Origin of the sequence: Candidatus Enterococcus avicola, assembly GCF_047470845.1 — a bacterium.
Lineage (GTDB): Bacteria > Bacillota > Bacilli > Lactobacillales > Enterococcaceae > Enterococcus_D > Enterococcus_D casseliflavus.
In genome coordinates, this window is sequence record NZ_JBLGTY010000011.1 from 74,136 (window position 1) to 99,633 (window position 25,498).

Annotated in this window: 24 protein-coding genes; 15 read left to right on the plus strand and 9 right to left on the minus strand. The window is 44.0% G+C overall.

Features of this window, described 5'->3' with window-relative positions:
* Both ACI3E5_RS10645 and ACI3E5_RS10650 read right to left on the minus strand, forming a co-directional pair.
* Positions 1–1,752, minus strand: coding sequence for an ABC transporter ATP-binding protein (locus ACI3E5_RS10645; protein WP_034869465.1), 1,752 nt, complete (start codon positions 1,750–1,752; stop codon positions 1–3).
* A gap of 59 nt (positions 1,753–1,811) precedes the next feature.
* A complete protein-coding gene (locus ACI3E5_RS10650) occupies positions 1,812–2,657 on the minus strand; it encodes a MarR family winged helix-turn-helix transcriptional regulator (RefSeq protein ID WP_034869462.1) in 846 nt (281 codons plus the stop codon).
* A 201-nt stretch (positions 2,658–2,858) separates the two neighbouring features.
* Between ACI3E5_RS10650 and ACI3E5_RS10655 the strand changes: the two genes are divergently transcribed.
* From ACI3E5_RS10655 to ACI3E5_RS10670, 4 genes are all read left to right on the plus strand, one after another.
* On the plus strand, positions 2,859–3,464 hold the full coding sequence (locus ACI3E5_RS10655) for an NADPH-dependent FMN reductase (RefSeq protein ID WP_005230680.1): 606 nt from the start codon (positions 2,859–2,861) through the stop codon (positions 3,462–3,464).
* A 36-nt stretch (positions 3,465–3,500) separates the two neighbouring features.
* Positions 3,501–4,022 carry an NADPH-dependent FMN reductase gene (locus ACI3E5_RS10660; protein ID WP_005230681.1) on the plus strand — a complete coding sequence of 174 codons (522 nt, stop codon included), beginning with the start codon at positions 3,501–3,503 and terminating at the stop codon, positions 4,020–4,022.
* A gap of 224 nt (positions 4,023–4,246) precedes the next feature.
* Entirely contained in the window at positions 4,247–5,080 is an 834-nt protein-coding gene (locus ACI3E5_RS10665; RefSeq protein WP_005230685.1) for a glycosyltransferase family 8 protein, read from the plus strand.
* 140 nt (positions 5,081–5,220) lie between these two features.
* Positions 5,221–5,688 carry a TspO/MBR family protein gene (locus ACI3E5_RS10670; RefSeq protein WP_010748985.1) on the plus strand — a complete coding sequence of 156 codons (468 nt, stop codon included), beginning with the start codon at positions 5,221–5,223 and terminating at the stop codon, positions 5,686–5,688.
* Between the two features lie 47 nt (positions 5,689–5,735).
* Here the strand turns inward: ACI3E5_RS10670 and ACI3E5_RS10675 are convergent, their stop codons facing one another.
* Positions 5,736–7,541 carry a M3 family oligoendopeptidase gene (locus tag ACI3E5_RS10675; protein WP_060791883.1) on the minus strand — a complete coding sequence of 602 codons (1,806 nt, stop codon included), beginning with the start codon at positions 7,539–7,541 and terminating at the stop codon, positions 5,736–5,738.
* Positions 7,542–7,940: 399 nt separating this feature from the next.
* Here ACI3E5_RS10675 and arcA point away from each other — a divergent pair, with 399 nt between their 5' ends.
* From arcA to ACI3E5_RS10715, 8 genes are all read left to right on the plus strand, one after another.
* Entirely contained in the window at positions 7,941–9,164 is a 1,224-nt protein-coding gene (gene arcA, locus ACI3E5_RS10680; RefSeq protein ID WP_010748983.1) for an arginine deiminase, read from the plus strand.
* Positions 9,165–9,183: 19 nt separating this feature from the next.
* Complete coding sequence (gene argF, locus ACI3E5_RS10685) at positions 9,184–10,203, plus strand: ornithine carbamoyltransferase (protein ID WP_005230693.1); 1,020 nt, start codon at positions 9,184–9,186, stop codon at positions 10,201–10,203.
* Between the two features lie 17 nt (positions 10,204–10,220).
* The gene (gene arcC, locus ACI3E5_RS10690) at positions 10,221–11,156 is read left to right on the plus strand and encodes a carbamate kinase (protein ID WP_005230702.1); all 936 of its coding nucleotides are present in this window, start codon (positions 10,221–10,223) and stop codon (positions 11,154–11,156) included.
* Between the two features lie 41 nt (positions 11,157–11,197).
* Positions 11,198–11,887, plus strand: coding sequence for a Crp/Fnr family transcriptional regulator (locus ACI3E5_RS10695; RefSeq protein ID WP_005230704.1), 690 nt, complete (start codon positions 11,198–11,200; stop codon positions 11,885–11,887).
* Between the two features lie 63 nt (positions 11,888–11,950).
* Positions 11,951–13,402: a YfcC family protein gene (locus tag ACI3E5_RS10700; RefSeq protein ID WP_005230705.1), complete on the plus strand. Its 1,452-nt coding sequence runs from the start codon at positions 11,951–11,953 to the stop codon at positions 13,400–13,402.
* 77 nt (positions 13,403–13,479) lie between these two features.
* Positions 13,480–13,986 (plus strand): arginine repressor, encoded by a 507-nt coding sequence (locus ACI3E5_RS10705; RefSeq protein WP_005230706.1) that lies wholly within the window; start codon positions 13,480–13,482, stop codon positions 13,984–13,986.
* Positions 13,987–14,200: 214 nt separating this feature from the next.
* The gene (locus ACI3E5_RS10710) at positions 14,201–14,716 is read left to right on the plus strand and encodes a VanZ family protein (RefSeq protein WP_034869460.1); all 516 of its coding nucleotides are present in this window, start codon (positions 14,201–14,203) and stop codon (positions 14,714–14,716) included.
* 64 nt (positions 14,717–14,780) lie between these two features.
* Positions 14,781–15,476 (plus strand): YoaK family protein, encoded by a 696-nt coding sequence (locus ACI3E5_RS10715; protein WP_005230708.1) that lies wholly within the window; start codon positions 14,781–14,783, stop codon positions 15,474–15,476.
* A gap of 33 nt (positions 15,477–15,509) precedes the next feature.
* Here the strand turns inward: ACI3E5_RS10715 and ACI3E5_RS10720 are convergent, their stop codons facing one another.
* The 3 genes from ACI3E5_RS10720 to ACI3E5_RS10730 all read right to left on the minus strand — a co-directional run bounded on the left by ACI3E5_RS10720 (position 15,510) and on the right by ACI3E5_RS10730 (position 17,399).
* On the minus strand, positions 15,510–15,839 hold the full coding sequence (locus ACI3E5_RS10720; RefSeq protein ID WP_005230709.1) for an SdpI family protein: 330 nt from the start codon (positions 15,837–15,839) through the stop codon (positions 15,510–15,512).
* Positions 15,840–15,998: 159 nt separating this feature from the next.
* On the minus strand, positions 15,999–16,481 hold the full coding sequence (locus ACI3E5_RS10725; protein WP_005230712.1) for a VOC family protein: 483 nt from the start codon (positions 16,479–16,481) through the stop codon (positions 15,999–16,001).
* A gap of 39 nt (positions 16,482–16,520) precedes the next feature.
* Complete coding sequence (locus ACI3E5_RS10730) at positions 16,521–17,399, minus strand: aldo/keto reductase (protein ID WP_370447899.1); 879 nt, start codon at positions 17,397–17,399, stop codon at positions 16,521–16,523.
* Between the two features lie 97 nt (positions 17,400–17,496).
* Here ACI3E5_RS10730 and ACI3E5_RS10735 point away from each other — a divergent pair, with 97 nt between their 5' ends.
* On the plus strand, positions 17,497–17,865 hold the full coding sequence (locus tag ACI3E5_RS10735; protein ID WP_005230715.1) for a winged helix-turn-helix transcriptional regulator: 369 nt from the start codon (positions 17,497–17,499) through the stop codon (positions 17,863–17,865).
* A 62-nt stretch (positions 17,866–17,927) separates the two neighbouring features.
* Here the strand turns inward: ACI3E5_RS10735 and ACI3E5_RS10740 are convergent, their stop codons facing one another.
* The 3 genes from ACI3E5_RS10740 to ACI3E5_RS10750 form a co-directional block, all read right to left on the minus strand.
* Positions 17,928–18,227 carry a hypothetical protein gene (locus ACI3E5_RS10740; RefSeq protein WP_005230717.1) on the minus strand — a complete coding sequence of 100 codons (300 nt, stop codon included), beginning with the start codon at positions 18,225–18,227 and terminating at the stop codon, positions 17,928–17,930.
* A gap of 154 nt (positions 18,228–18,381) precedes the next feature.
* Complete coding sequence (locus ACI3E5_RS10745; protein WP_060791884.1) at positions 18,382–19,779, minus strand: L,D-transpeptidase family protein; 1,398 nt, start codon at positions 19,777–19,779, stop codon at positions 18,382–18,384.
* Between the two features lie 284 nt (positions 19,780–20,063).
* Complete coding sequence (locus ACI3E5_RS10750) at positions 20,064–21,047, minus strand: L-lactate dehydrogenase (protein WP_005230720.1); 984 nt, start codon at positions 21,045–21,047, stop codon at positions 20,064–20,066.
* Positions 21,048–21,401: 354 nt separating this feature from the next.
* Between ACI3E5_RS10750 and pth the strand changes: the two genes are divergently transcribed.
* Entirely contained in the window at positions 21,402–21,962 is a 561-nt protein-coding gene (gene pth / locus ACI3E5_RS10755) for an aminoacyl-tRNA hydrolase (protein ID WP_015510502.1), read from the plus strand.
* A gap of 11 nt (positions 21,963–21,973) precedes the next feature.
* Entirely contained in the window at positions 21,974–25,492 is a 3,519-nt protein-coding gene (gene mfd, locus ACI3E5_RS10760) for a transcription-repair coupling factor (RefSeq protein WP_060791885.1), read from the plus strand.
* The last annotated feature ends 6 nt before the right edge of the window (positions 25,493–25,498 follow it).

The following is a 25,498-nucleotide window of genomic DNA, read 5'->3' on the forward strand; positions in this document are numbered from 1 at the left end:
TTAGTTGATCATTTGTTCATTGACATAGGCAGCATAAAGCGGGTGGTTGTTGATCAATTGTGCATGGGTACCTTGACCGGTAATGGTGCCTTTTTCTATAAAGTAGATTTGGTCGGCATCCACGATGGTCGATAAGCGATGAGCGATCACTAATGTCGTGCGCCCTTCCATCAGATGATCCAACGCCCGCTGGACTTTTTCTTCTGACTGAGAATCTAGGCTGGCAGTCGCTTCATCCAGCATCAGCAGCTTGGGATCCCGCAAGAATGCTCGAGCGATGGCGATCCGTTGTTTTTGACCACCAGATAGTTTGACGCCGCGTTCACCGATTTGTGTTTCTAGTTTTTCGGGGAACTCTTGGACGAACTGATCGGCATAAGCCAATGCCAGTCCTTGCCACAATTCCTCCTCTGACAGTGTTCGGCCCAATCCGTATTGCAAGTTTTCCCGAATCGTACCAGCAAAGACCGCACTGTCTTGGGAAACATAGCCGATCTGTGCCCGCCAGTCCTGTAGATCAATGTCAGCTATCGGCTGATCTCCAATCAGCAAGCGCCCGCTGGTGGGTTCATAAAAGCGTTCTAGTAAAGCGAAGATCGTGGATTTTCCGCCGCCGCTTGGTCCTGCAAAAGCAATCACGGTGTTGGGTTTGGCTTCAAAAGAAATGTTTTGCAAAATCGGCCGTTTGGGATCGTAACTGAAATCGATTTGTTCTGCTCGTAAGACTGCGCCATCGATGGCGGCTTTGGGTGCTGCCTGGATCGGCTCCAGCGGCGTATCCAAAATTTCTTGGATCCGTTCCGTAGCACCCATCGCTTTTTGGACTTGTGAAAAGAACATCGCAAACGTCGTCACAGGCGCAATAATATTAAAGAGATACAGTAGAAAAGCGATCAATGCGCCGCTCGTCAAGGTGCCGGCTTGCACACGGATCGCGCCATAACCGAGGATTCCTACGAGTAAGCCCAGCATGGCCGTCGTCATGATTGGCTGCAAAATCGCACTGACTTTCGCATCCTTGACCCCGAGGGTAAAAATTGCCCCAATGTTGCGCCGACCGTTTTCTTGTTCACTGGCTTCTCCGTTGCTGGCTTTGATCAAACGGATCTCTGAGAGCTTTTCGCTGGCATCCGCATTGAAATCGGCGGTCGCTGCTTGCAACTGGCGTCCTAGTTTTGACATGATCTTGCCGATTGGCCACATGATCAAGGTGATCAAAGGCACCGCACTGAACATGATCGCAGCCATCTTCCAATCCATCAAAAACAAGATGATCATCGAACCGACCAATTGGATCAAGCCAGTGACAAAGCTGGGAAATTGCGAGGTGACTAGTTCTTTGATCACGGAAGTATCATTGACGAGTCGCGAACTGCTTTCCCCCGACTTGTGGTCATCAAAATAGCTGACTGGCAAATGCAGCAGATGTTTCCAAAGACGTTCCCGCAACGTTTTCACAGCACTTTCTCCCACATAGCGCAAGAGAAAACCGCCTAAAGTCCCTACGCCTAATTGCAGCACAAAGGCTAGGATCAAAACGACCAGCATGGAGGTGCTAAACGTGGGGGTGCCGCTGGCATCGACCAGTGTTTTCGTCAGCTGCGGCACGACCAAACTGGCGGCACTTGTGATCAGGCTAAAGAGCATCCCTAAAAGAAACAAGCCTTTTTTAGGATTGACACTGACGATCAGGTGGATAAAGTCTTTCATTTTAAATTTGTTTTTGTTCACTGTTGGTGTCGTTGTTTCCATTCGTTTTCCTCCGCAGCAAGCAAGATGGCTCACCGCTTTTTCTTTTTAATTAGGTGTTATTAGAAATCCTGCCAATCCTCCTCGGCTGCTTCGTCTTTAGAAGCGGAAGTCGGTCTTGCTTTGCGGTCTTGTCCAAACCCATAGGCATCAAAAAAGTTGCCTTTTACCCATGTGTACCGTGGATCATTCGCCTCGCTATTATCAAACGGCCCAAACGGCCCAAATGGCCGATTGCCAAACATGCCGCGATGTCCAGGAAACGGCATTTGCCGCATGGCTTCCTTGATCTGTTTTTTCGTTTGGCGTCGCTCATCAACGCCCATTTCTTGCCAAGTATCTTTCATTTGTTGCCTCATTTTTCGGCGCTCGTCATTCGACATTTCCTGCCAATTTCCGCCCCATTGCTTCATCATTTCTTCCCGAATCTCTTGCATGGCTTGCAAACGATCCATTGGGTCAATAAAGCGTTGTGCCTGCTGTTGGAAGTCCGTCTCCCATCCAGCAGCAATGTTTTCAAGAAGACGAGCAAATTCGGTTTGTTCCTCCTCTGAGAGCCCTGCAAAAAACGACTGACTGCTGGCTGCTTCTTTTTGTGCCAGTAATTTTTCTGCTTTTTTTCGGCCAGTTTCTGTCAGATAGATTCGTTTGATCCGTTTGTCAGCAGCATCTTCTTTGCGCTGAATATCGCCACTATTTTCCATTTTCTTCAATAGTTCCGCTAGAGAGCTTGGCCGTAGGTCTAAGACTTCTGCAAGATAACTTTGCACCAAGCCGTCTTCTAAATTTAAAACGGCCAGGACACGTTGCTGTCCCGAAAGGCGCTGGTTGTTTTGACTCATAAAGGCATTGCTGGCTTCGCTGATAAAACGAAGCTGTTTCATTAAGTGGTCGGTCATTGTACTCATGGTGTACACTCCTTTTGGTTTATCGTTCGGTACCTAACGATATCGATGAGTTGATTATAGTTCGGTACCGAATGAATGTCAATAAGAAGCAGCTGAGATTTTTTTCTAACAAAAAGTAAGCAGAATGATTGACTTACTAAAAGTAAGTTTGGTATGCTGAGTCCATCGTTAAAGAAACCACAACAAAAGGAGTACAAAAGAATGGTCTTTGGATTTGGGAAAAAAGAACAAATAATTGAAAAAGAAGTAATTAAAGAGGTGTATCGCACCCCTGAAAAGAAAAAAGCGCAAAAAATCGGGATCATCGTTGGCAGTACGAGAGAAGGCCGCGTGAGTCCGCAAGTAGCCGATTATGTTTTACAAACAGCACGCGCGCATAGCGACCGCTCGTTTGAAATCATTGATATCAAAGACTATGACTTGCCCTTTATGGGTACAGGTGAAGTGAACCAAGCGTGGAACGAAAAAATCGCTGAGTTAGACGGCTACATCTTCATCGTACAAGAATACAATCATGGCATATCAGCTTCCTTGAAAAATGCGTTGGACAGCGCTCGAGAGGAATGGTTCAACAAAGCAGCAGCGATCGTCAGCTATGGTTCGGCAGGAGGGATTCGTGCCGCTGAGCAAGTTCGCTTGATTTTGGCGGAACAAAAAGTAGCCACGGTGCGCACCAATCCTGCCTTCAACTTATTTACTGATTTTGAAAACTTTGCCACCTTTACCCCTGGCGAGCATATGACTGTAGGAATGAACGACATGTTGACGGAATTATTGGACTGGGCAGACACATTTGCCAATCGTTAAGAAAACAAAATAAGACAACCTTAGGAGGAACCTATCATGAAATTTGGTATTATTTTAGGCAGTACAAGAGAAGGACGCGTAAGTCCGCAAGTCGGAGCATATATTCAAGAAATTGCTAATCAACGGTCAGAGCATCAGTTTGAGATCGTTGATGTAAAGGCATTTGATTTACCGTTTATGGGAACGGCTGAGCCAAACTTGGCATGGAACAAAAAAATTTCTGAATTAGATGGCTATATCTTCATCGTGCAAGAATACAACCACGGTTTTGCAGCTTCCTTGAAAAATGCCGTAGATTCTGCTCGGGAAGAATGGTTTGATAAAGCTGCTGGGATTGTCAGCTACGGTTCTGGCGGTGGGATTCGGGCCGCTGAACAATTGCGCAACGTATTAGCTGAACAAAAAGTTGCCACCGTGCGGACCAACCCAGCCTTCAACTTATTTACTGATTTTGAAAGTTTCAGTACCTTCAAACCCGGTGAGCACATGGCTGCGGGTGTCAATGATATGCTAGATGAATTGTTGTTGTGGTCAACGGCTTTTGCCACGATTCGCTGATCTGTTTTTAAGACGCAATCATTTATAAGCGATCCTTTGCTGTTTCATCCCATGGATGGAACAGCTTTTTTGGCGTCTGCCAATCAAGGGTTCGATTGGCAAGGGTGTTTCACTGAAAGAAAGACCAAAAATCGGGTATACTAGAAGAACAGAAGATGCGGGCAACTGCTTTCGATTTTTCCAAAAACGAGCACGCAACCAGTAACAGAGGAGTGAACAAGAGCATGAATCTACTTTTTGCGATTGATGATCGGTTCAGCGAACAATTAAAAACAACGTTATATTCAATCAAACGTCATACGACAGCAGCATCTTTCGATGTCTATGTCTTACAAGAAAAAGAATTGAAACAAGGTGCAGAGCTCAAGGCTTTTTGTCAAAAGCTGGCGATGACCTATCATCCCATCATCATCGGTTCTGGCTCGATTTTTAAAACCGCGCCAGTCAGTGATCGCTACCCTGAGTCGATCTACTATCGATTATTGGCACAAAATTACTTGCCGCAGCAAGTGGAAAAAATCCTGTATCTGGATGCGGATATTTTGTGCATCAATGATTTGCGCCCCTTGTATGAGCTGACGTTAGGGGATTTTCTGTATGCCGCTGCCAGTCATTCCAAGCTGACAGAAGTGACGACGGTCATCAATAAAGTCCGTTTGCGCAATTATGAGTCAGAAGGCTACTATAATTCAGGTGTCTTGCTGATGAATGTGCACCAGCTGCGGCAAGAGGTCAAAGAAACAGAGATCGCTGCGTTCATTGAGAAAAATCATTTGAACCTCTTTTTGCCAGATCAAGACATTTTGAATGGGTTGTACGGCGATCGGGTGCTGGCGATTCCTGATCAGCTCTATAACTATGATGTACGGAAAAACCGTACGTATGAAACGATCAGTTTAGGGGAATGGAGTTTGGATTGGGTCATCGAGCATACCGTTTTGTTACATTTTTGCGGCAAAGAGAAGCCATGGAAAAAAGGCTACCGCAGCCGCTACGGGGCGCTATACAAATATGTAGAAAATGAACGCCGGAAGTTTGAAGAGGAACAATCAAAGTAGCTGTCATTGAATATAATCAAAATTACCTTGAAAGAAACGTCCACACGGCCGTTTCTTTTTTTAAGCGTTCTATTCTGCTTTTTTTCGATTCGATGGTACGATTAAATGAGAGAGTCATGAAAAAAGAAGGAGTGGAGAACATGAAATTTTTGATTTGGCTGGTCTGTGTGATCGGCATCGAAGCAACAGGAATCATCTCGAGTTTGTTTGCAGGAGACATCGCTGGAACGTATGCGCAAATGGAAAAACCTTTTTTAGCCCCTCCTGGTGGGATCATTGGGATCGTTTGGACGATTTTGTATGCCTTTATGGGAACAGCGTTGTATCTGTTGATCGTAGCCAAAGTCAATCCAGCGCTTAAAAAGAATGCCTATATCTTCTTTGCGATCCAGCAAGTACTAAACTTCTTGTGGAGTATCGTTTTCTTTGGCTGGAATGCTTACTGGGCAGGAACGGTCATTATTGTCTTGTTAGTCCTATCAGTGATTATTTGCATGATCCTCTTTGCTCGCATCGACAAAAAAGCAATGTACTTGTTTATTCCTTATTTGATTTGGTGTCTGTACGCAGGCTACTTAACGATTGGCTTAACTTTATTGAATGCCTGATAGAAAAACCCTCTTCCAAGCGTCGTGTTGGAAGAGGGTTTTTTCTTTTAGATATAGTCTTCAGTCAATTCCATAAAGCTGGCAACATCTTTTAGGACCATATCGATCCCTGCTTGCCAGAAGTCTGGTTTTGTTAAATCAACACCAAGGTGTTTTTGCGCCAGTTCTTCCGTCGTCATTGAAGCAGTATCTTGCAATAAAGCAATGTACTCTTCTTCAAAGCTAGACCCTTTTTCATTGGCATACGCATAGATCCCCATGCTAAAGAGGTAACCAAAGGTGTAAGGGAAGTTGTAAAACGGCACATCATCAATAAAGAAGTGCAATTTGGCTGCCCAGAAATGTGGATGATAAGTTGCTAACCCATCCGCATAGCTTTCTTTTTGCGCCGCTGTCATCATTTCCGTGATTTGCTCCGCTGAAACTAAGCCGTTTTGACGGGCTTGGTAGAAGCTGTTTTCAAAAATAAAGCGTGCATGGATGTTCATGAACATCGCGATCGCATTTTGCATTTTGGCATCCAATAGATTGATTTTTTCTTCCTTCGTTGTCGCTTCTTTGAGGGTTGCATCAGCAACGATCAATTCAGCAAAGGTACTTGCTGTTTCGGCAACGTTCATGGCATAGTTGCGGTTTAATTCCGGCAGCTCCCAAAGAACGCTGCTGTGAAACGCGTGACCTAACTCATGGGCAAGCGTCGCTACTTCGTTGACTGAATTGCTGTAGGTCATGAAAATACGTGACTCTTTGGTTTCTGGCAAGCTGGTGCAATAGCCGCCAGGACGTTTGCCAGGACGATCTTCTGCTTCGATCCAGCTTTTTTCAAAAGCAACTTGGGCAAAGTCAGCCATTTTAGGACTGAACTTACGGAAGTTGGTCAAAATAAAGTCAGCTGCTTCATCAAAGGTGTAGGTTCTTTCTTCCATGTCACCAAGGATGATCGGTGCATCTTGGTCTTGCCATTCCATTTTTTCTTTGCCGAAAAGCTGGGCTTTGCGGGTCAAGAAATCAACGATCGGCTGTTTGTTCTTTTGGATCGTGCCCCACATAGCATCCAATGTCGCTTTTTGCAGACGATTGTATTCTAATGGTTCTTTCAAGTAATCAGTGACCCCGTGAAGCTTGAAGGTAGAAAGGCGGAAGCCGTCTAAATGGTTCAAGGTATCTGCAAAGAGATCTTCTTTTTCTGCCCACGTCTTTTCCCAAGTGTCAAATAAACGCGCACGAACTTCTGGATCTGGATCACCCATCATTTTATTGAAGGCTTGACCAGCGGACAAGTTGATCGTCGTGCCGTCTTCTTGAAGGAAAGGAATTTCGATTGAGGCAACGATCGTATCGTAATGTTGGCTCCAAGCATTTAAGCCATCTAAATTTAACGTGTTGATGATGGTTTCTTCTGCTTCGGATAACAATTCTTTGCCGTCGCGACGAATCTCGCTTAGACGAAAGGCGATTGGTGCTAAGTTTTCCGCGGTAAGTAATGCGGTCCAATCATCCTCAGAAATTTCTGTCAATTTTTTCGAGAAAACGGTTTGTGCTGCTTGCAGTGCTGGCAGTTTTGCGTAGAGGTCGCCGGTCAGGATTTTGGCTTTGCTGTCGTTGACATTCGCTGAAAGCAAGGCATTGATAAAGCTGCCACATTGTGAAAATCCTTGATTGATTGTGCCAGAAAGTTCGATTAATTCCTCTAATTTTGTCGCATTGTCTGAAGCGTTTGGTACCCAAGCGTCAACTTTTTCACGGTAAGTTTTGATTTCTTCTTCCAGTTGGTTCATGCGTTCTTTTAATTGAACAGAATCACTGCCTCCTGGAAAAATTGTTTCTAGATCCCAATTGATTGAATAGGTCATTCCTATCAAACCCCTTTCTTTTCCTACGATCTTATTAAGTATAGCATAGCCACATTTAGTCGCAACCATCGGATTTTTTTAATCGAAAAAGGAAAGCTATTGGTTGAAAAAGTTCTTTTCTTTCGTAAGCTTTGCCTGCATTGGGCGGGGAGGTCAAAATCAAAGAAAAGAACAAAATCGATCATTTTTTGATTCTCATCAAATTCTTATTTAAAAATTGCTGAATAAATATTACATAAAAAAAATAACAACGAGTAAAAAAACGCTCGCAAGAAGATATTCACTCTTTATTGCATAATGACAAATGCTTTGCATAATGAAGGCGAAATACGTCGCTTGGTAAGCGCATACATTCTTGTACTATGTAGGCGTAATCAAAACAAAGGAGGATGTAAAGAAATGTCAAATGCTATTCATGTTTTTTCAGAAATCGGCCGCTTGAAGCAAGTCATGCTCCATCGCCCTGGTCGAGAATTAGAAAACCTCGTGCCTGATCATTTAAATCGCTTGTTATTTGATGATATTCCCTTTTTGGAACAAGCAAGGGCTGAACATGATCAATTTGCCGATGTATTGCGTAATAATAATGTGGAGGTGTTGTATTTAGAAGATTTAGCAGCAGAAGCGTTAACTAGTCAAGAAATCAAAGAGCAGTTTATCAAGGAATATTTAGAAGAAACAACGTTACAAAGCCCAGAAATCATTGCTGAAATTACCGATTATTTCTTATCTTTTGAAGATAACCGTCAATTCATCGATAAAACGATGGCAGGTCTAGCGAAAAATGAACTGAAATTGCCCCATAGTCAAAGCTTAGCTGGTGCTGTGGATGACCAGTATCCGTTTTTGATCGATCCAATGCCGAATTTGTATTTCACTCGTGATCCGTTTGCGACGATCGGTAACGGGGTTTCCTTGAATCGCATGTATTCAGAAACAAGACGTCGTGAAACGTTGTATGGCAAATACATTTTTGCTCATCATCCAATGTTCCAACAACAGCCACCGCACTTGCTTTATGACCGTGATCAGCCAACACGAATTGAAGGTGGCGATGAATTGGTTCTGTCAAAACGAGTGTTAGCGATCGGGATCTCCCAACGAACAGATGCCACTTCCATTGAACAGTTGGCTCGTAATGTGTTCCAACATGAACCAAGTTTTGAGTACGTCTTAGCTTTTGATATTGGTCAAGAACGCAAATTCATGCATTTAGATACGGTATTTACAATGGTTGATTATGACAAATTTACGATCCATCCAGAAATTGAAGGAGAACTGACCGTTTATTCAATCTCACGTGACGGGGATGGCGTAACCATCAAAGAAGAAAAAGATACGTTAGAAAACATTTTGTGCCGCTACTTAGAATTAGATGCAGTGGAATTGATTCGCTGTGGGGGGAACGATTTGGTCGCTGCAGCTCGGGAACAATGGAATGACGGTTCCAATACCTTGACGATCGCACCTGGCGAAGTCGTGGTCTATGACCGCAACACGATCACCAATCAAAAATTAACTGAAGCCGGCATCAAATTGCATAAAATCTCCGGCAGTGAATTGGTTCGCGGCCGTGGCGGCCCTCGCTGCATGAGCATGCCATTTATTAGAGAAGATATTTAATCTAGAGGAGGAATTACTAATGAAACAAGTATTTAAAGGAAGAAGCTTCTTAGCAGAAAAAGATTTTACGAAAGCCGAGTTAGAATACCTGATTGATTTTTCAATCTATTTGAAACAGTTGAAAAAGCAAAATATTTCTCATCGCTATTTGGAAGGCAAGAACATCGCCCTCTTATTTGAAAAAACGTCGACTCGGACACGGGCGGCATTTACGACGGCTGCCATCGATCTTGGTGCCCATCCAGAATTTTTAGGTGCGAATGATATCCAGCTAGGCAAAAAAGAATCCGTTGAAGATACCGCCAGAGTTTTAGGCAGCATGTTTGATGGCATTGAGTTCCGCGGGTTCAGCCAACAAGTCGTTGAAGATTTAGCCAAATTCTCTGGCGTTCCTGTTTGGAATGGCTTGACCGATGAATGGCATCCAACCCAAATGATCGCTGACTTCATGACGATCAAAGAAAACTTCGGTACATTAGAAAACATTACGTTAGTCTATGTGGGCGATGGCCGAAACAATATGGCGAATAGTTTGTTAGTGACGGGGGCGATTTTAGGTGTCAATGTTCGCATCTGTGCACCAAAAGAACTTTTCCCAGCTGAAGAAGTGACAGACTATGCCAACAAATTTGCCAAAGAATCTGGCAGTCAGCTGATGGTAACAGACGATATTCAAAAAGGCGTCAAAGATGCCGATGTTCTGTATACCGATGTTTGGGTTTCAATGGGGGAAGAAGACCAGTTTGAAGAACGGGTGAAGCTGTTGAAAGATTACCAAATCAACCGCGAAATGGTAATGGCGACTGGAAAACAAGACGATGGCTTGATCGTGCTTCACTGCTTGCCAGCGTTCCATGATACGAATACGACGTATGGAAAAATGATCGAAGAAAAATTCGGCATTTCTGAAATGGAGATCACAGACGACATTTTCCGCAGTCACTGGGGCCGTCAATTTGAAGAGGCTGAAAACCGAATGCACTCGATCAAAGCAATCATGGCAGTAACCTTAGGCGATCTCTTTATTCCTAGAGTGTAAGAAGGAGCAGTGAGCAGATGAGTGAAAAGAAACCAACGATCGTTGTCGCCCTTGGCGGCAACGCTATCCTAGCAGATGATGCCAGTGCCAAAGGGCAAAAAGAACGGCTTAAACAGACCGTCGAGTATTTAATTCCCCTGATCCAAAAAGACGTTCATTTGATCATTACCCATGGGAATGGGCCTCAAGTGGGAAATTTGGTTTTGCAGCAACAAGCCAGTGATTCTAGCAAAAACCCAGCGATGCCTTTAGATACTTGCGTGGCAATGACGCAAGGCAGTATTGGCTATTGGCTGCAAAATGAGCTGAGAATCCAGTTGAAAGAAGCCCAAATGGCTAAGCCGGTGGTAACAGTGGTGACGGAAATTACAGTCGATGCGCAAGATCCAGCATTTGCCCATCCGACCAAACCGATCGGTCCTTTCTTAACGGAAACAGCTGCCAAAGAAGCCATGGCAGCAACAGATGCCATCTATCGTGAAGATGCTGGTCGTGGTTGGCGGAAAGTCGTTGCCAGTCCTGCACCACAAGCGATTCAAGAAGTTGCCAGCATCAAGGCGCTGATTGAACAAAACACGATCGTTATTTGCGCAGGCGGCGGGGGCATTCCCGTGTTAGATAATGGGCTGGGGGTTGAAGCCGTGATCGATAAAGATTTTGCTTCTGAAAAATTGGCTCGTTTAGTCGATGCGGATCAGCTGATCATTTTGACGGGCGTGGAAAAAATCGCTTTGAACTTTGGCAAGGAAAATGAGCAGTGGTTGGATCATGTGACCGCCGCTGAATTGGAAACCTATGTCGATGAAGGGCATTTTTCACCGGGAAGCATGTTACCGAAAGTACAAGCAGCTTTGAATTTTGTCAAAATGGGCACAGAGAAACGGGCAGTGATTACTTCCTTAGATAAGCTGGCAGAAATTGAAGACGCTGGTACACAGATCACCTGGAAATAAGCGAAGTAGCAAAGCAAGTCCAAAACATTGGAGTGAGAGAAATGATCGACTACCAAATAAAAGATCCATCAACAAGAGCGAATAGCTTTCAATGGCTGGAAGAAGAAAATCAACAGCGATTGAAGGAGCATATTTACTGCCGTACGTACAAAAAAGGCCAAGTGCTTTTTTATGAAGGCGACGTAAGAGATCGGATATTCCATGTGATCGAAGGTCTCGTACGGATCGAAAAAACCGACGGAACTGATTCCTATTGTTATGTAGATTTTGTTGGGCCTGATCAGTTATTTCCTTTGATTGGCTTGTTTGAAAGAGACAACTATGATGTATCGGCATTCGCTGCAACAGACATTGTCGTGCAGTTTGCAGCGATGTCGCTGTTTGAACCGCTGGTTGTTTCATCTACAAGTCAGTTGCTGTGGCTGAATCAGCAAATGAGCCAGCAGTTGGAGAAGCAAAGACGCCGAGTGGAGTACTGTGTCACCTCTAGCGCGCAGACAAGAGTCGTCAATACGATCGGTCTCTTGATGATCGAGCACGGACAGTCACAAGGAGAGCAGATTCGCATTCCTTTTCCAGTTTTTATCAATGATATTGCTAAATACAGTGGAACGACGCGAGAGACGGTCAGTCAAACCATCAAGGCGCTCGTGCATAAAAGAAAGATTTATTATCGTTACAAAGAACTCATTATTTATGACAAAGATTATTTTTCCCATGTTGCGAATTGACCACAGACAGATTAGCTGTTGGCAATTTGCATCTAAGATTGATTCAATAGAGGAGGAACGAAGATGAAAAAAAAGCAAAAAGAAAAAAAGTCGCTGACATCGTTCAGTATCTTATTTCTGATCATTATTGCGTTGACGGTCGCTTCTTGGCTACTAGCCGGTCAGCCCTTTGCACCTTCATTACCAGCAGGGCAAGAAGAGATGGTCAGCCAAGTCGTCGGTGCCAAGTTTTCTGATTTCTTTATGGCGCCTTTTAACGGATTTCGTGATGCGATCGAGATCTGTGTGTTTATTCTTTGTTTGGGTGGCTTTTTGAATATTGTCACACGAACAGGCGCTTTAGAAGCTGGTATTCAGCATTTGGTCAAAAAACTCAAAGGCAACGAGTTGATTTTGATCCCGATTTTGATGGTGTTGTTTTCGATTGGTGGCTCAACTTATGGAATGGCGGAAGAAACGATTCCGTTCTATTCCTTATTAGCAATCACAATGGTGGCATCGGGCTTTGATACGATCGTCGCAGCAGGAACCGTCATGTTGGGGGCGGGTGCCGGTGTGATCGGCTCCACCGTTAATCCCTTTGCTACAGGGGTGGCAATGGATGCTTTACGAAGCATCGATATTGCTCCGAATAATGGCACGATCCTAGTAGTTGGCGCATTGCTTTGGCTAGTCACGACCGCGTATTGTATCTTTGTGGTGATGTCTTATGCCAAAAAAGTTAAAGCCGACAAAGGCTCCACGATCTTATCGCTGCAAGAGCAAAAAGAAATGGAAGAACATTTTGTCAAAGATACGAACGAAGACTTAGCGTTTACGCAAAAGCATCGCCTGATTTTGACGATTTTTGGCTTATCCTTTGTGATCATGGTGGTTTCCTTGATTCCTTGGGGCGACTTTGATATCCACGTGTTTGACGGTTGGACCGCCTTTTTGACCGGTAATAGCTTCGGTGAATGGTATTTTGGTGATTTGGCTATGTGGTTCTTCTACATCAGTATCATCATTGCATTGATTCAAGGATTCTCAGAAAAAGAAATCGTGACCAACTTTATCGATGGGGTCAAAGACATTTTATCCGTTGTCTTGATCATCGTTGTGGCACGGGGGGCTTCCTACATTATGCAAACGACGTACTTGGATCTGTTTATTTTGGATCGGGCTTCCCATCTTTTAGAAGGGTTATCACCTGTCCTGTTCGTAATTGGCGCCTATATTTTGTATCTGCTCTTATCGTTCTTGATTCCATCGACTTCAGGACTGGCATATGTATCGATCCCTATCATGGGTGCCTTGGCGCAAAGCATCGGACTCAATCCGAACGTCATGGTCATGATCTTTACTGCTGGTTGCGGATTAGTGAATTTGATCACACCAACTTCTGGCGTCGTGATGGGCGGATTGGAGCTGGCGCGGGTCAACTATTCTACTTGGACTCGCTTTATGCGCAAACCGTTACTGGTTATCGGAATTTCCAATCTTGCCATTTTAATCTTCTCGATGCTGTTCTTGTAAGCTGCGTTTCAAGAAGTGAACGAGACGGATCAACTATTTCAGTAAGCGAGGCGACTTGAGAGGAGCGGATCAAGTAAATGAAAAAAAAAGAGCGACAAGCAATTATCAAAAAACTCTTTGTCCTGCATCGGATTGAGTCTCAAGAAGAATTGATGAATTTATTAAAAAAAGAAAATGTTTCAGCTACCCAAGCCACGATTTCTAGAGACATGCGGGAAATGAACATCGCTAAAACGTATGCCAAAAATGGCCGACCGTATTATTCGATCTTTGAATCCAAAGAGCAGGATCTAGAAGACAGAATTGCGTTTTCGATGTATGAGTATCTAAAAAAGATTACGCAGATTGACTTTTTAGTTGTCGTTCATACGGCTGAAAACGGCGCCGATGTGATCGCCAATTATCTTGATGAAATGGAGCTGCCAGAAATTGTCGGCACGATTGCAGGGTTTGATATTTTATTGATCATCACGCCGTCACAAGAAGCGGCAGCAGAGGTCGTCGAGCGGTTGAATCATTATGTAGAAGGCTACGAGATGGGTTCGTCATTATTTACTGGAGAAAAAAACGCAAAACAGCCCTGAGAATCGTTGAGGAAGCTGAACGTCACAAGCCCAAAGATCTCACAACCAAACGGGTGACGGCTTTTCATACCGATGGCTATTTTTAAAAAGAAAGAGTGCTTCTAAACTTGACGGAAGCACTCTTTTTGTGTGTGCAATGTCTCCACGGTTTGCTGGAAAAACAGTTGCATCACCAAATGAAAATGGTAAGATAGGAAAATGAGGAGTGAAAACTATGAAAAAATTACTGAAAGAACCGAACTTTTACTTTTGTATCGCAATTGCGGTAATGGTCATCCTCTTTATCAGCTCTTCACAAACCTATGAGCAGCAATCACAAATCGGGTTGCTTTCACGAATCTTAAAAAATGAACCATTGAAAGATTGGTTGGAGACGATCTCTTTTTCCTATGCTGGGTCGGAGATCAGTATTGCGGAAAAAGGCTATTTCTCATTTGTGGAATTTTTCATTCGCAAAGGTGCGCATTTCTTCACTTATTTTGTCTTAGGGGGCAGTTTGTTCTTAACGCTTAGTTTGCGAAAACAGCCTTTTTGGCTAGCCGCTTTTTTTGCTTGGTTGGCAGCCACCGGCTACGCTGGGATCGATGAATACCATCAAATGCTGACGGGAGGACGGACGCCGCTTTTTCAAGATGTCATGCTGGATTCAGCTGGAGCACTGACCGCCGTTCTTTTGGGGTGGTTGATTTGTCAGCTATCGAAAAAGTCACCTAAACGCCGCAAAACATAACGAGTTGTCGACGTTTTTTAAGCAGTAAGCTGTCAGAAAGTATAAAAAACAAGAGGCGAAACCAATGGAAAAAAGTTTGAGCAGTGTTAAAAGCAAATCGGAGTTTGTCGTGCATGAAAGTTTGCCGGTGGGGATTCTTCTTGCGATGGCAGGTGGTTTTTTAGATGCGTATACCTACTTGTTTCACGGGGAAGTATTTGCAAGTATGCAGTCGGGGAATGTCATTTTGTTAGGGATCAATCTTTCAACGGGGCAGTTTGAACAAGCCTTTCGATATCTGCCGCCAATCTTCATGTTTTTAGTGGGGATCGTAGTGACGAATTATCTGCAGCATCATTTTCCGACAGGGGGCTGGATCGTTTGGCAAAATGCCGCATTGATTTTTGAAGCAATCGGTATTTTGGTTCTGGGCTTTTTTGCTCGATCATTCCCCAATGTCATGATCGATTCGGGGTTATCTTTTTTTGCAGCGATTCAATATGCCGCCTATCGTCGATTGGCAGGGATGCCCTATGCCACCACGATGACCACCGGCAACTTACGTTCACTGGCTGATTATGTGTACATGCGCTGGTTTAAAAAGGACCGATCAGTGACACCCAAGATCATTTCTATTTCCTTGATCATCGGCGGCTTCTTTTTTGGTGCAGTCTTAAGCAGCTTGCTAGGGATTTTCTTATTCCACCGCACTATCTGGGTGGTTTCAGGGATTTTAGCCTTGGTGTTGGGGATCACGATCCATCATCAAAATAAACAATAGAAAAAAGACATTCGCTGGAATGTCTTTTTTGTCTTACTTTTTGGTGCTTGTGCGTGAATCTTTGAGATACAGTGCCGTTTCTACGAGTAGCGCTGCTAGAAGATAGCTGCCAAAAACGGCTACTTGGTAAAAAGCCTCTGCGATCAGCTCGTTGTGATGCAATAAAACGACCCCGCCTAGAAAGAGCATCGCTAACAAGGAGAACCACTGCTGGGCAAAACGCCAATTGCTGACACTGGCTGTACTGCGCTTGGTGCGAAAGCCGAATACATAATTGGGTTCTTCTCGGAAAAAGCACCAGAAGACGATGAAAAAAATACCCGTAAAAATCAACAACAAAAGTCCAATATCGATCGAGATCACTACCTTTCACGTGCGATTTGTTGGATAAGTAAGTGAAGCAACTAAAGATGAGTACATACTTATTGTATCCGCTATGAACGCTTCTATGAAGGGGAACAATCGAAAAATACGTGCTTCTAGCAAAAAAACGGCTGGCGATTTGCAGCGCCATCCGGTTTTTTATCCCCGTTGAAAAGGGCCTTTTGGTGCAATCAATTCAAGATTGGTACCGTCTGGATCTGTAAAGTAGGCAACACCTGTCCCGAAACCGCTTTTTAAACCATCTTGTTCTTCAAAAACGATGGGGGTGCCGTCAGGCTCAACGCCAATGGCTTTTAGACGAGCAACGGCTTCATCGATAGCTTCGACTTCAAAACAAAGATGCATCGCGCTGATTTGCTCATTGGAATAGCTAGCTTTGTTGGATCTTGGTTCGACGTATTCTAAAAGATCGATGTTGAGATTGTCTAAATGAAGATTGGCATATTTGATCAGTGTATCTTCTAATCCTTGCGTTTGCGCCATGCGTTTGCCGCCAATCGTATCTTGATTGGCGATTTTTTTTCCCGTTAATGCTTCATAAAATTGGATGGAACGTTCGAGATTGCTGACGGTGATTCCCACGTGGTTAACCATTGAAAAGCCTGTGTTTGTGTTTGTCATTATACTTCCTCCTAAGGTTTTGTTTAGTATATCGTTTGGTTAATGAAAATCGAATGTGTCTGGATCTGGACCCACTCGTAAGTCTTCATTTAATGCGTTCAAGCGGGCCATGTCAGCTTCTGATAAATGGAAATCAAAAATCGCTGCATTGGCGATCATTCGCTCGGGGTGTGTCGATTTGACATTGACTAAGATCCCTTGTTGAATAGCCCAGCGTAAAAGCACTTGTGCCGCTGATTTTTGCTGTGCATCGGCGATCGCCAAGACGGTGTCATCTTTCAGCAGTTTGCCTTGCATCAAAGGTGACCAGGCTTGGATCGTAATTGCTTTTTCGGCACAAAAAGCCCGCAGGTCTTGTTGCGTCAGTTTGGGGTGCAGTTCGATCTGATTGATAACAGGAACGACCTTAGCAACGGCCAATAATTGCTCCAGATGATGGATCTGGAAGTTGCTGACCCCGATCGCTTTGATTTTTCCTGCCGCATAGAGGTCTTCCAAGGCACGCCAGGACTCTTGAAATGCTTGATTTCCTGGCCAATGGATCAAGTACAAGTCGAGATACTCGAGGTTTAAGCGGGCCAAACTTTCATTGAAGGCGTGGATCGTTTCATCATAAGTTAAATGATCGTTCCAAAGTTTGGAAGTGACAAAGAGTTCTTCACGAACCAACCCCGTTTCTTGCAAGCCTTGTTTGATTCCTGCCCCTGTTCCTGTTTCATTGCCATAGATAGCCGCCGTATCAATCAAGCGATAGCCATTGATAATCGCTTGCTTCACAACCTCTGCTGTGTCAGCTTCAGGGATTTGAAAGACACCTAACCCTAAACCAGGGATTTTGCTGCCGTTGTTCAGGGTGACGGTATCTGATAATTTTTCGATCATAAAAACATCTCCTTTATTTTTTTCTGGTATCATCATATAATGAGGTGGTGATACTGTATAGTACGTACTTTTTTGTTTGATACCCACCTTTTGGTAACCTTTGTGTGGTATCAAGCGTAATGAGGTGGAAAAAATGGCAGAAAAAATTTATAATATCGGTGTTGAAGCAACGATGGATATCATCGGTGGGAAGTGGAAACCCATCATTCTTTGTAATTTGCGCCATGGGGCATTACGTCCCAGTGATTTACGGCGGAAGATCCCTGGCATCAGTCAAAAAATGTTGACCCAGCAATTGCGGGAATTAGAAGAATCTGACATCGTTACTCGCAAATCCTATAATCAAGTACCACCCAAAGTTGAGTATTCCTTGAGTGAATATGGAGAAACCTTAGGCGGCTTATTGGATACTCTTTGCCAGTGGGGCACGATGCACGTTGCTGCACTGCAAGGCAAAGGAGAGCAAGTTACTTTGTTAGAACAAGAAGAAGCGATGGTCTAACAAAGGGCAAGTGGCATGAGAAAAGGCGGCAGAAACCATTGGTTTCCGTCGGCCTTTTTAGGTTATGTTTGTTGGATCAATTCTAGAATGGCTTCAGTATTCATCCCGCTGTAATGATTGACAGGAAACGAAAAGCGCTTGATGCGTGGTGGGATGGCCTGCTCGATCATCGGATCTGTTAAAGAAAGCAAGGGATCGACCAAAACGAGTTTTTCTTGCGCAAAACGATAATTCGCCAGACGTTCTGGTGTCACAACAGTTACGCTGATTTGATCCTCGGACAGCAGTTGGATGTTGCGGGCGAAAATTTTAATTAGACTTCCAGCCAAAGTAGAACGATCAATAAAAACGACTTTTTCCAAAATGATTCTCCTTATTAATTAAAATGATTAATTAAGTATATTAATTAAATGGTTCTTTGTAAATAGGAACATTTGGGAGACAACAAAAAAGCCGCAAAAGATCTTTCTTTTGCAGCTTTTGGTTCGTCTATAAAAAGGTTTGATTCTTTTTTGATTAAATCACGATCACGGGTGTACCGACTTCGGCTTTGCTGTACAATTCTTTCATCACGCCTGGCGGAGTATTGATACAGCCGTGAGAACCACGGGTTTTCCAAAGATCGCCACCGTATTCCGTCTGCCAATCAGAATCATGGATACCGACACCGGTCCAATCGATGGGCATCCAGTAATCAACAGGGGACGCATAATCTTCACCAGTCAAGGTTGCATCTTCTTCTTTGTTCCAGACATAGAAGACGCCAGTTGGTGTTGGTGTGGCTGGTTTTCCGGAAATTATGGCTGTTTCAAGAACAAGCTGTCCGTCTTTGTAATACCACATGTGTTGGTTTTTTAGATCAACTTCGATATAGGTGTTGCCAAACAGCGGGCTGCCTGCATCGGTGCTTCCTTGAGCGATCGGTGTGCGGGTGAAGTCTTCACCTGCTTTTAACGCCTCGATCAATGCTTCTGTTTCTGCATCGGTTTGGATCGTCCAGCTAAGAGTACCGGCTGGGACTGTCACTTCGCCTTGCTTGGTACTTTTGAAGGTCGAAGAATTGGTGCTAGTATTGTATTGTTCGCCGATCGATGTGACATAGCTTCGTACTTTGTCTTCGTCGATCGTTGTGTTGCCGTCTTTATAAGAGAGCCAATCCATGATCGTTTCTCTTGGGATTTGAAACGTATTTCCGTTGATCGTATAATTGCCGGTTACTTTGGCGATTTTATTCAACGAATCCATTTCTTTCGTTAAGTCTGGATCATCGGCGGTCACACTTGGTTTTGTGACATAATCAACGAGATTCAATTCCTTTTCGCCGCTGACGATGGCTTCTTGCAAGTCTGCCACTGCTTTGTCAACATCGATGGCATCGCCGTCAACTTCTGGTTTGATAGAAAAGCCGTCTTCGCCTTTTTCCAACGTGGCATTAGCCGATTTGGTACGATCTTCATTTAAGGTTTCGAGTTCTTTTTGGATCGTGTTGGTCTCGCTAGTCAAGGTGTCTTGGTCTACTGAGAGATTGTCTAGCTTCTTTTCTTCGGCAGCCGAAACGTAAGCCATTCCCCAGCTCCACTGATTTTGTTCATCTTTTAATGATTGCAGCTCATCGGTGAAATCCGTCTGCAAACCAAATTGAGCAAGGTTGACTGTTTTCCATTCGCTATCACCATCTTTGATGGTAAAGTCTTCTTGTGAATAGCGATCATGCAGCAGGTCGTTGGCCTCGGCAACGGTTTTGTTGCTGATGTCGATTCCATCGATTTCAGTCTTTGGTAGAAAACGGTTTGCATAATATGTACTTCGGTAGGTATAGCCGCCAGCGATCACGACGAGTAAAGCAGCCACAACGATCAGAACAATTTTCTTCGTATTATTCTTGGCGTCAGTATGTTTGTTTGAACGAGTCATTCAACTACTCCTTTTTTCTAATGGCATAATAGATAATAACGCTTAAATCATACCATATTCCCACGGGAAAGCGAATATGGCAAATGAAACTTCCATGAAAAATAGAAAATTCTTAAACTATCTTTAGGCAAGCTGTAGAAACGCATTTCTTACGATAAAAAAACTGAACGAATCGGCAGCAAGCCATCTTGATCAAAGGGGTCTGAAAAAGAGTGAGCTGGAGGATTCGTTCAGTCGCATAATTGACTAACTAAAATTGACTATTTAACACGAGGGAAAAGAAATTATTGATTGTCTTCCGCATCTAATTTTGCAAAAGCTTCATCAAGAATATCTTTTAATTGTTTTGCTGAAGCGGCCATCCGGTCTTTTTCACCATCTGTTAATGGGATCTCAATTACTTTTTGAATCCCTTGAGCATTGATGACTGCAGGCGCACCGATGTACAAGTCGTTTAAGCCGTATTCGCCGTTCATGTACACAGATAATGGGAGAACAGCATTTTCATCGTCTAAGATCGCACGAGTGATCCGTGCTAAGGCTACCGCAATCCCGTAGAAGGTCGCACCTTTTTTCTCGATGATGGTGTAGGCTGCATCACGAACACTGAAGAAAATGTTGACCATTGCTTCTTCATCGATGTCTGGGTTATTTTTGACCCATTCATAGATTTGTAGGCCAGCTACGTTGGCATGAGACCAAACAGGGAATTCTGAATCGCCGTGTTCCCCTAAGATATAGGCATGGACGTTACGGGCATCGACATCGACCAATTCAGCCAATGCTTGACGGAAACGGGCAGAGTCTAATGAGGTACCTGAACCGATAACGCGCTCTTTCGGGAAGCCTGAGAATTTCCAAGTAGAATAAGTCAAAATATCGACTGGGTTTGCTGCAACTAAGAAAATTCCGTTAAAGCCTGAATCAACGATTTGGGTAACTACTTCACGGTTGATTTTCAAGTTTTTATGAACTAAGTCTAAACGGGTTTCGCCTGGTTTTTGAGGCGCACCAGCAGTAATAACGACTAAATCAGCATCATGTGCATCTTCATAAGAAGCGGCATAGATTTTTTTAGGGGAAGTAAATGCCAAAGCATGGGACAAGTCAATTGCGTCGCCTTCTGTTTTTGCTGTATTTATATCAATGATTCCGACTTCTTGCGCAATGTTTTGGGTCACCAGCGCAAACGCGTAACTAGAACCAACCGCACCGTCTCCAACAAGAATTACCTTTTGGTGATCTTTTTTGTTCGTTTTTGCAGTCATCTGTGTATCATTCCTTCCGCATAATTGTTTTACTCGCTATCATCCTACCATTTTCAAGTATGTTTGTCATGTGATTTGCACAACAATATTACACAAAATATCGCTGTTTCAGTTGTAAATGCTTTCTTTATTATTACGTCAAAAAGAAGATATATCAAGGTTTTATTAAGATTCGTTAAGAAAGATAAAAACTGAGCAAGAGGGTGCCACCATAACAGTCCATTTCGTGTTATAATTACCTAAGCAAAAGAACTGGGCGCATTTGTGTGCCCAGTATTTTGTGTTTGGATAAGAAAACCGATAAAATAGATGAAGAATCAGCTTGAAACTAGAAATAATGGAGCGTAAATAAAAATGAAAATGATTGTAGGCTTGGGAAATCCTGGCAAAAAATATGAAAAAACCAAACATAATGTTGGCTTTATGGTAGTGGATGCGTTGGCACAAAAGTACCAAGCAACCTTTAAAAAGTCGGCTTTTGAAGCAGAGGTGGCAGAGTTTTTCTTGAAGGGTGAAAAAATCCTTTTGGTCAAACCACAAACCTTCATGAATGAATCGGGTCGTGCGGTAGGCCCGTTGATGACCTATTTTGGTATCTACCAAGAAGAACTAGTGGTGGTCTATGATGACCTCGATTTAGCATTAGGGAAAATTCGTTTGCGCCAAAAAGGCAGTGCAGGTGGCCACAATGGGATCAAGAGTTTGATCGCTCATTTGGATTCAACAGTCTTTGACCGGATCAAAATCGGGATCGATCGTCCACGTCCAGGACAAACCGTGGTCAATCATGTCCTGAGTCCTTTTGCAAAAGACGATCTGCCCATCGTTTTACAAAGTATTGATAAAGCGGTCGAGGCAAGTAGTGATTACTTGACCAACGGCGACTTTCTTGCCACAATGAATCGATTTAACTAAGGAGGGCCGAGATGGATTTAATTGAATTAATAAATAAAGTGCCGACAGTGGCGGCTTGGCATACAGGTTTACGTGAACAGGCCCCCCGGCAATTACTGACCGGTCTAGCTGGATCGGCAAAAACATTAGCGATCACTGGTGTGTATCAGGCATTTCAAAAACAAGTGATCGTCGTGACACCAAATCTCTATTATACAAATCAACTAGCCGAAGATCTGCGCAATGTGACGGAAGATGTCTATGTTTTTCCAGTGGATGAAGTGTTGTCAGCCGAAATGGCTTTTTCTTCACCAGAAGCACGAGAAGAACGAGTGGCAGCGCTGAATGCTGTTTCTCAAGGGAAAACGGGGATCTATGTGTTGCCGGTAGCGGCTTTGCGAAAGTATTTGCCTGAAAAGAAAACCTGGTTAGCCAATCAATTTCAATGGCAGATCGGCGATGAGATCGATTTAGAGCGTTTGCCGCAACAATTGATCTTGATGGGTTACGAACGTCAGTCAATGATTGGCAAACCTGGCGAATTCAGTATTCGTGGGAGCATCCTCGATATTTATCCATTAAACGCCGAATACCCCGTACGGATCGAGTTATTCGATGTAGAAATCGACTCGATGCGTTCTTTCAACGTGGAAACGCAACGCTCAGTAGAAACGCTGCAGCAAGTGGCTATTTTACCCACTACTGAATTGGTTTTCTCAGCGGAAGATTTAGCGGCGGGGCAAAAGCAGCTGCAAGAATTATTGAACAAACGCTTGGCAGTCACCAAAGAAGCAACCGATCGCGCCTTTTTAGAAGATTATTTTGGCCAGTTGGCTTCTCAATGGCAAGCAGGGATTCCTGGTGAAAGTGCCCGTTATTACACGGATTTACTGTATCGTCAGCAAACGAGCGTCTTAGATTATTTTTCTGAAGATGCCTTTTTGATGATCGATGATTATGCTCGGATCATGGAGACCAATCGTGAGATCGAACGGGAAGAGGCGGAGTGGCATACCCAAAAATTAGCGGAGCTGCGGGTCTTTTCTGAACAGCAATTCGGGATCGATGTCCATCAGCTGCTGCAAAAAGAAACCTTTGTGACCAGCTTCTTTTCTTTATTCCAAAAAGGAATGGGGAATATTCGCTTCCAAGCGATCCATCAATTCCAATACCGGCCGATGCAACAGTTTTTCAGCCAAATGGGTCTCTTGAAAGTTGAGATCGATCGCTGGGAGAAGCAACAGCAAACGGTGATTTTTCTGGTCAGTGACCAAGAACGGGCCAAGAAGTTAGAGCAAGATCTGCGAGATCATGATATCTATGCCGTGCAGACGCAACCAGATCGCCTGTTTACGGGACGCACCCAAATCGTGGTGGAACGTTTGCAAAGCGGCTTTGAAATGCCGCAAGACAAGCTAGTGGTGGTTACGGAAAAAGAAATTTTCCAAAAGATGAACAAAAAAAGAGCCCGCAGGCAAAATGTCACCAATGCGGAACGGCTCAAAAGCTACAATGAGTTAAAAGCCGGCGATTATGTCGTCCATGCGAATCATGGGATCGGGAAGTACATCGGCATGGAAACCTTAGAAGTCGATGGCGTCCATCAAGATTACATGACGATCTTGTACCAAAACGAAGACAAGCTCTTTATTCCAGTCACCCAGTTGAATTTGATTCAAAAATATGTGGCTTCCGAATCGAAAACACCGAAAATCAATAAATTAGGTGGCAGCGAGTGGGCGAAGACCAAGCGCAAAGTGACGGCTAAAATTGAAGACATCGCGGATGATTTGATTTTATTGTATGCCAAACGCGAATCAGAAAAAGGCTATGCTTTTCAACCAGACGATGCCTATCAAAAAGAATTTGAAGATGCCTTTCCTTATTCGGAAACCGATGATCAGCTGCGCAGTACGGCAGAGATCAAGCGGGATATGGAAAAAGAAAAGCCGATGGACCGTTTGTTAGTTGGGGATGTCGGTTTTGGGAAAACAGAAGTGGCGCTGCGGGCTGCTTTTAAAGCGATCAAAGAAAGCAAACAAGTGGCTTTCTTAGTGCCGACAACGATCTTGGCGCAGCAGCACTATGAAACGATGGTCGATCGTTTTGAAGGATTCCCCGTCAATGTTGGGGTGCTGAGTCGTTTTCGGACGAAAAAACAGCAGAATGAAACGATCGAGCAAGTGCGCAAAGGGCAAGTCGATATTTTGGTGGGGACCCACCGATTATTGTCAAAAGATGTCGAGTTTGCTGATTTGGGCTTGTTGGTGATTGATGAAGAACAACGTTTTGGGGTCAAACACAAAGAGCGCTTGAAACAACTGCGTTCGCAAGTCGATGTGTTGACGTTGACGGCAACGCCGATCCCACGAACATTGCATATGTCGATGCTAGGGGTGCGGGATTTATCTGTGATCGAAACACCACCGGAAAATCGTTACCCGATCCAAACCTATGTGATGGAGATGAATCCAGGAGCGGTGCGAGAAGCGATCCAACGGGAGATGGCACGCGGGGGCCAAGTGTTTTATCTCTATAATCGTGTCGATACGATCGAGCGAAAAGTCGAAGAACTGCAGGCGTTAGTGCCAGATGCACGAATCGCGTATGCCCACGGGCAAATGACCGAGATCCAATTGGAAAATACCCTGTTTGACTTTATTGAAGGGCAATACGATGTGTTGGTGACGACGACGATCATTGAAACCGGTGTGGATATTCCCAATGCCAATACGTTGTTTGTGGAAAATGCCGATTACATGGGGCTTTCGACGTTGTATCAGTTGCGTGGCCGTGTCGGTCGGAGCAATCGAGTCGCTTATGCGTATTTCATGTATGAACAGCAAAAAGTGTTGAACGAAGTCAGTGAAAAACGGCTGCAAGCCATTAAGGACTTTACGGAGTTAGGTTCAGGATTCAAGATCGCGATGCGAGATCTTTCGATTCGTGGGGCAGGAAATCTATTGGGGGCGCAGCAGCACGGCTTTATCGATGCAGTCGGGTTTGACATGTACTCGCAAATGCTTTCTGAAGCAGTCACTCGTAAACAAGGGAAAAATACCCAAACAGAAAAAACGACCGTCGAGATCGATCTGGGGATCGATGCCTACTTACCGACTTCGTATATTGAAGACGAACGGCAAAAAATCGAGATTTACAAACGAATTCGTGAGCTGGAATCCCAAGAAGCAGTTGATGAACTTCAAGATGATCTGTTAGACCGTTTCGGTGAATACCCTGTAGAAGTGGCGCATCTCTTAACGGTGGGCGAGATCAAAATGAACGGCGATCGTGCCTTGTTAGAAACTATCCGCAAGCAGCAGCAGACGGTGTCGTTTACTTTGAGTAAAGTCGGCACGAAAAATTATTCGGTGGAGCAGCTGTTTGAAGCATTGAAAGCTACTAAATTAAAAGCCACGATGGGTGTCGATCATGAGCAAATGACCATCAAATTACAGATTCCGCCAGTGATGAAGGAAAGCACCTGGCTATTAGAAATCCAAGATTTTGTCAAAGCGTTACGGGAACAAAAATACGCCAGCCAAGGCTAGAAAGGA

Coding starts and splice junctions, on each gene's coding strand:
- ACI3E5_RS10665 (WP_005230685.1), top strand. CDS start 4,247: ATGAATCTACTTTTTGCGATTGATGATCGGTTCAGCGAACAATTAAAA.
- pth (WP_015510502.1), top strand. CDS start 21,402: ATGAAAATGATTGTAGGCTTGGGAAATCCTGGCAAAAAATATGAAAAA.
- ACI3E5_RS10645 (WP_034869465.1), bottom strand. CDS start 1,752: ATGGAAACAACGACACCAACAGTGAACAAAAACAAATTTAAAATGAAA.
- ACI3E5_RS10655 (WP_005230680.1), top strand. CDS start 2,859: ATGGTCTTTGGATTTGGGAAAAAAGAACAAATAATTGAAAAAGAAGTA.
- ACI3E5_RS10745 (WP_060791884.1), bottom strand. CDS start 19,779: ATGACTCGTTCAAACAAACATACTGACGCCAAGAATAATACGAAGAAA.
- ACI3E5_RS10715 (WP_005230708.1), top strand. CDS start 14,781: ATGGAAAAAAGTTTGAGCAGTGTTAAAAGCAAATCGGAGTTTGTCGTG.
- mfd (WP_060791885.1), top strand. CDS start 21,974: ATGGATTTAATTGAATTAATAAATAAAGTGCCGACAGTGGCGGCTTGG.
- ACI3E5_RS10650 (WP_034869462.1), bottom strand. CDS start 2,657: ATGAGTACAATGACCGACCACTTAATGAAACAGCTTCGTTTTATCAGC.
- ACI3E5_RS10675 (WP_060791883.1), bottom strand. CDS start 7,541: ATGACCTATTCAATCAATTGGGATCTAGAAACAATTTTTCCAGGAGGC.
- ACI3E5_RS10750 (WP_005230720.1), bottom strand. CDS start 21,047: ATGACTGCAAAAACGAACAAAAAAGATCACCAAAAGGTAATTCTTGTT.
- ACI3E5_RS10735 (WP_005230715.1), top strand. CDS start 17,497: ATGGCAGAAAAAATTTATAATATCGGTGTTGAAGCAACGATGGATATC.
- ACI3E5_RS10660 (WP_005230681.1), top strand. CDS start 3,501: ATGAAATTTGGTATTATTTTAGGCAGTACAAGAGAAGGACGCGTAAGT.
- ACI3E5_RS10710 (WP_034869460.1), top strand. CDS start 14,201: ATGAAAAAATTACTGAAAGAACCGAACTTTTACTTTTGTATCGCAATT.
- ACI3E5_RS10670 (WP_010748985.1), top strand. CDS start 5,221: ATGAAATTTTTGATTTGGCTGGTCTGTGTGATCGGCATCGAAGCAACA.
- ACI3E5_RS10725 (WP_005230712.1), bottom strand. CDS start 16,481: ATGACAAACACAAACACAGGCTTTTCAATGGTTAACCACGTGGGAATC.
- ACI3E5_RS10705 (WP_005230706.1), top strand. CDS start 13,480: ATGAAAAAAAAAGAGCGACAAGCAATTATCAAAAAACTCTTTGTCCTG.
- argF (WP_005230693.1), top strand. CDS start 9,184: ATGAAACAAGTATTTAAAGGAAGAAGCTTCTTAGCAGAAAAAGATTTT.
- arcC (WP_005230702.1), top strand. CDS start 10,221: ATGAGTGAAAAGAAACCAACGATCGTTGTCGCCCTTGGCGGCAACGCT.
- ACI3E5_RS10700 (WP_005230705.1), top strand. CDS start 11,951: ATGAAAAAAAAGCAAAAAGAAAAAAAGTCGCTGACATCGTTCAGTATC.
- ACI3E5_RS10695 (WP_005230704.1), top strand. CDS start 11,198: ATGATCGACTACCAAATAAAAGATCCATCAACAAGAGCGAATAGCTTT.
- arcA (WP_010748983.1), top strand. CDS start 7,941: ATGTCAAATGCTATTCATGTTTTTTCAGAAATCGGCCGCTTGAAGCAA.
- ACI3E5_RS10730 (WP_370447899.1), bottom strand. CDS start 17,399: ATGATGATACCAGAAAAAAATAAAGGAGATGTTTTTATGATCGAAAAA.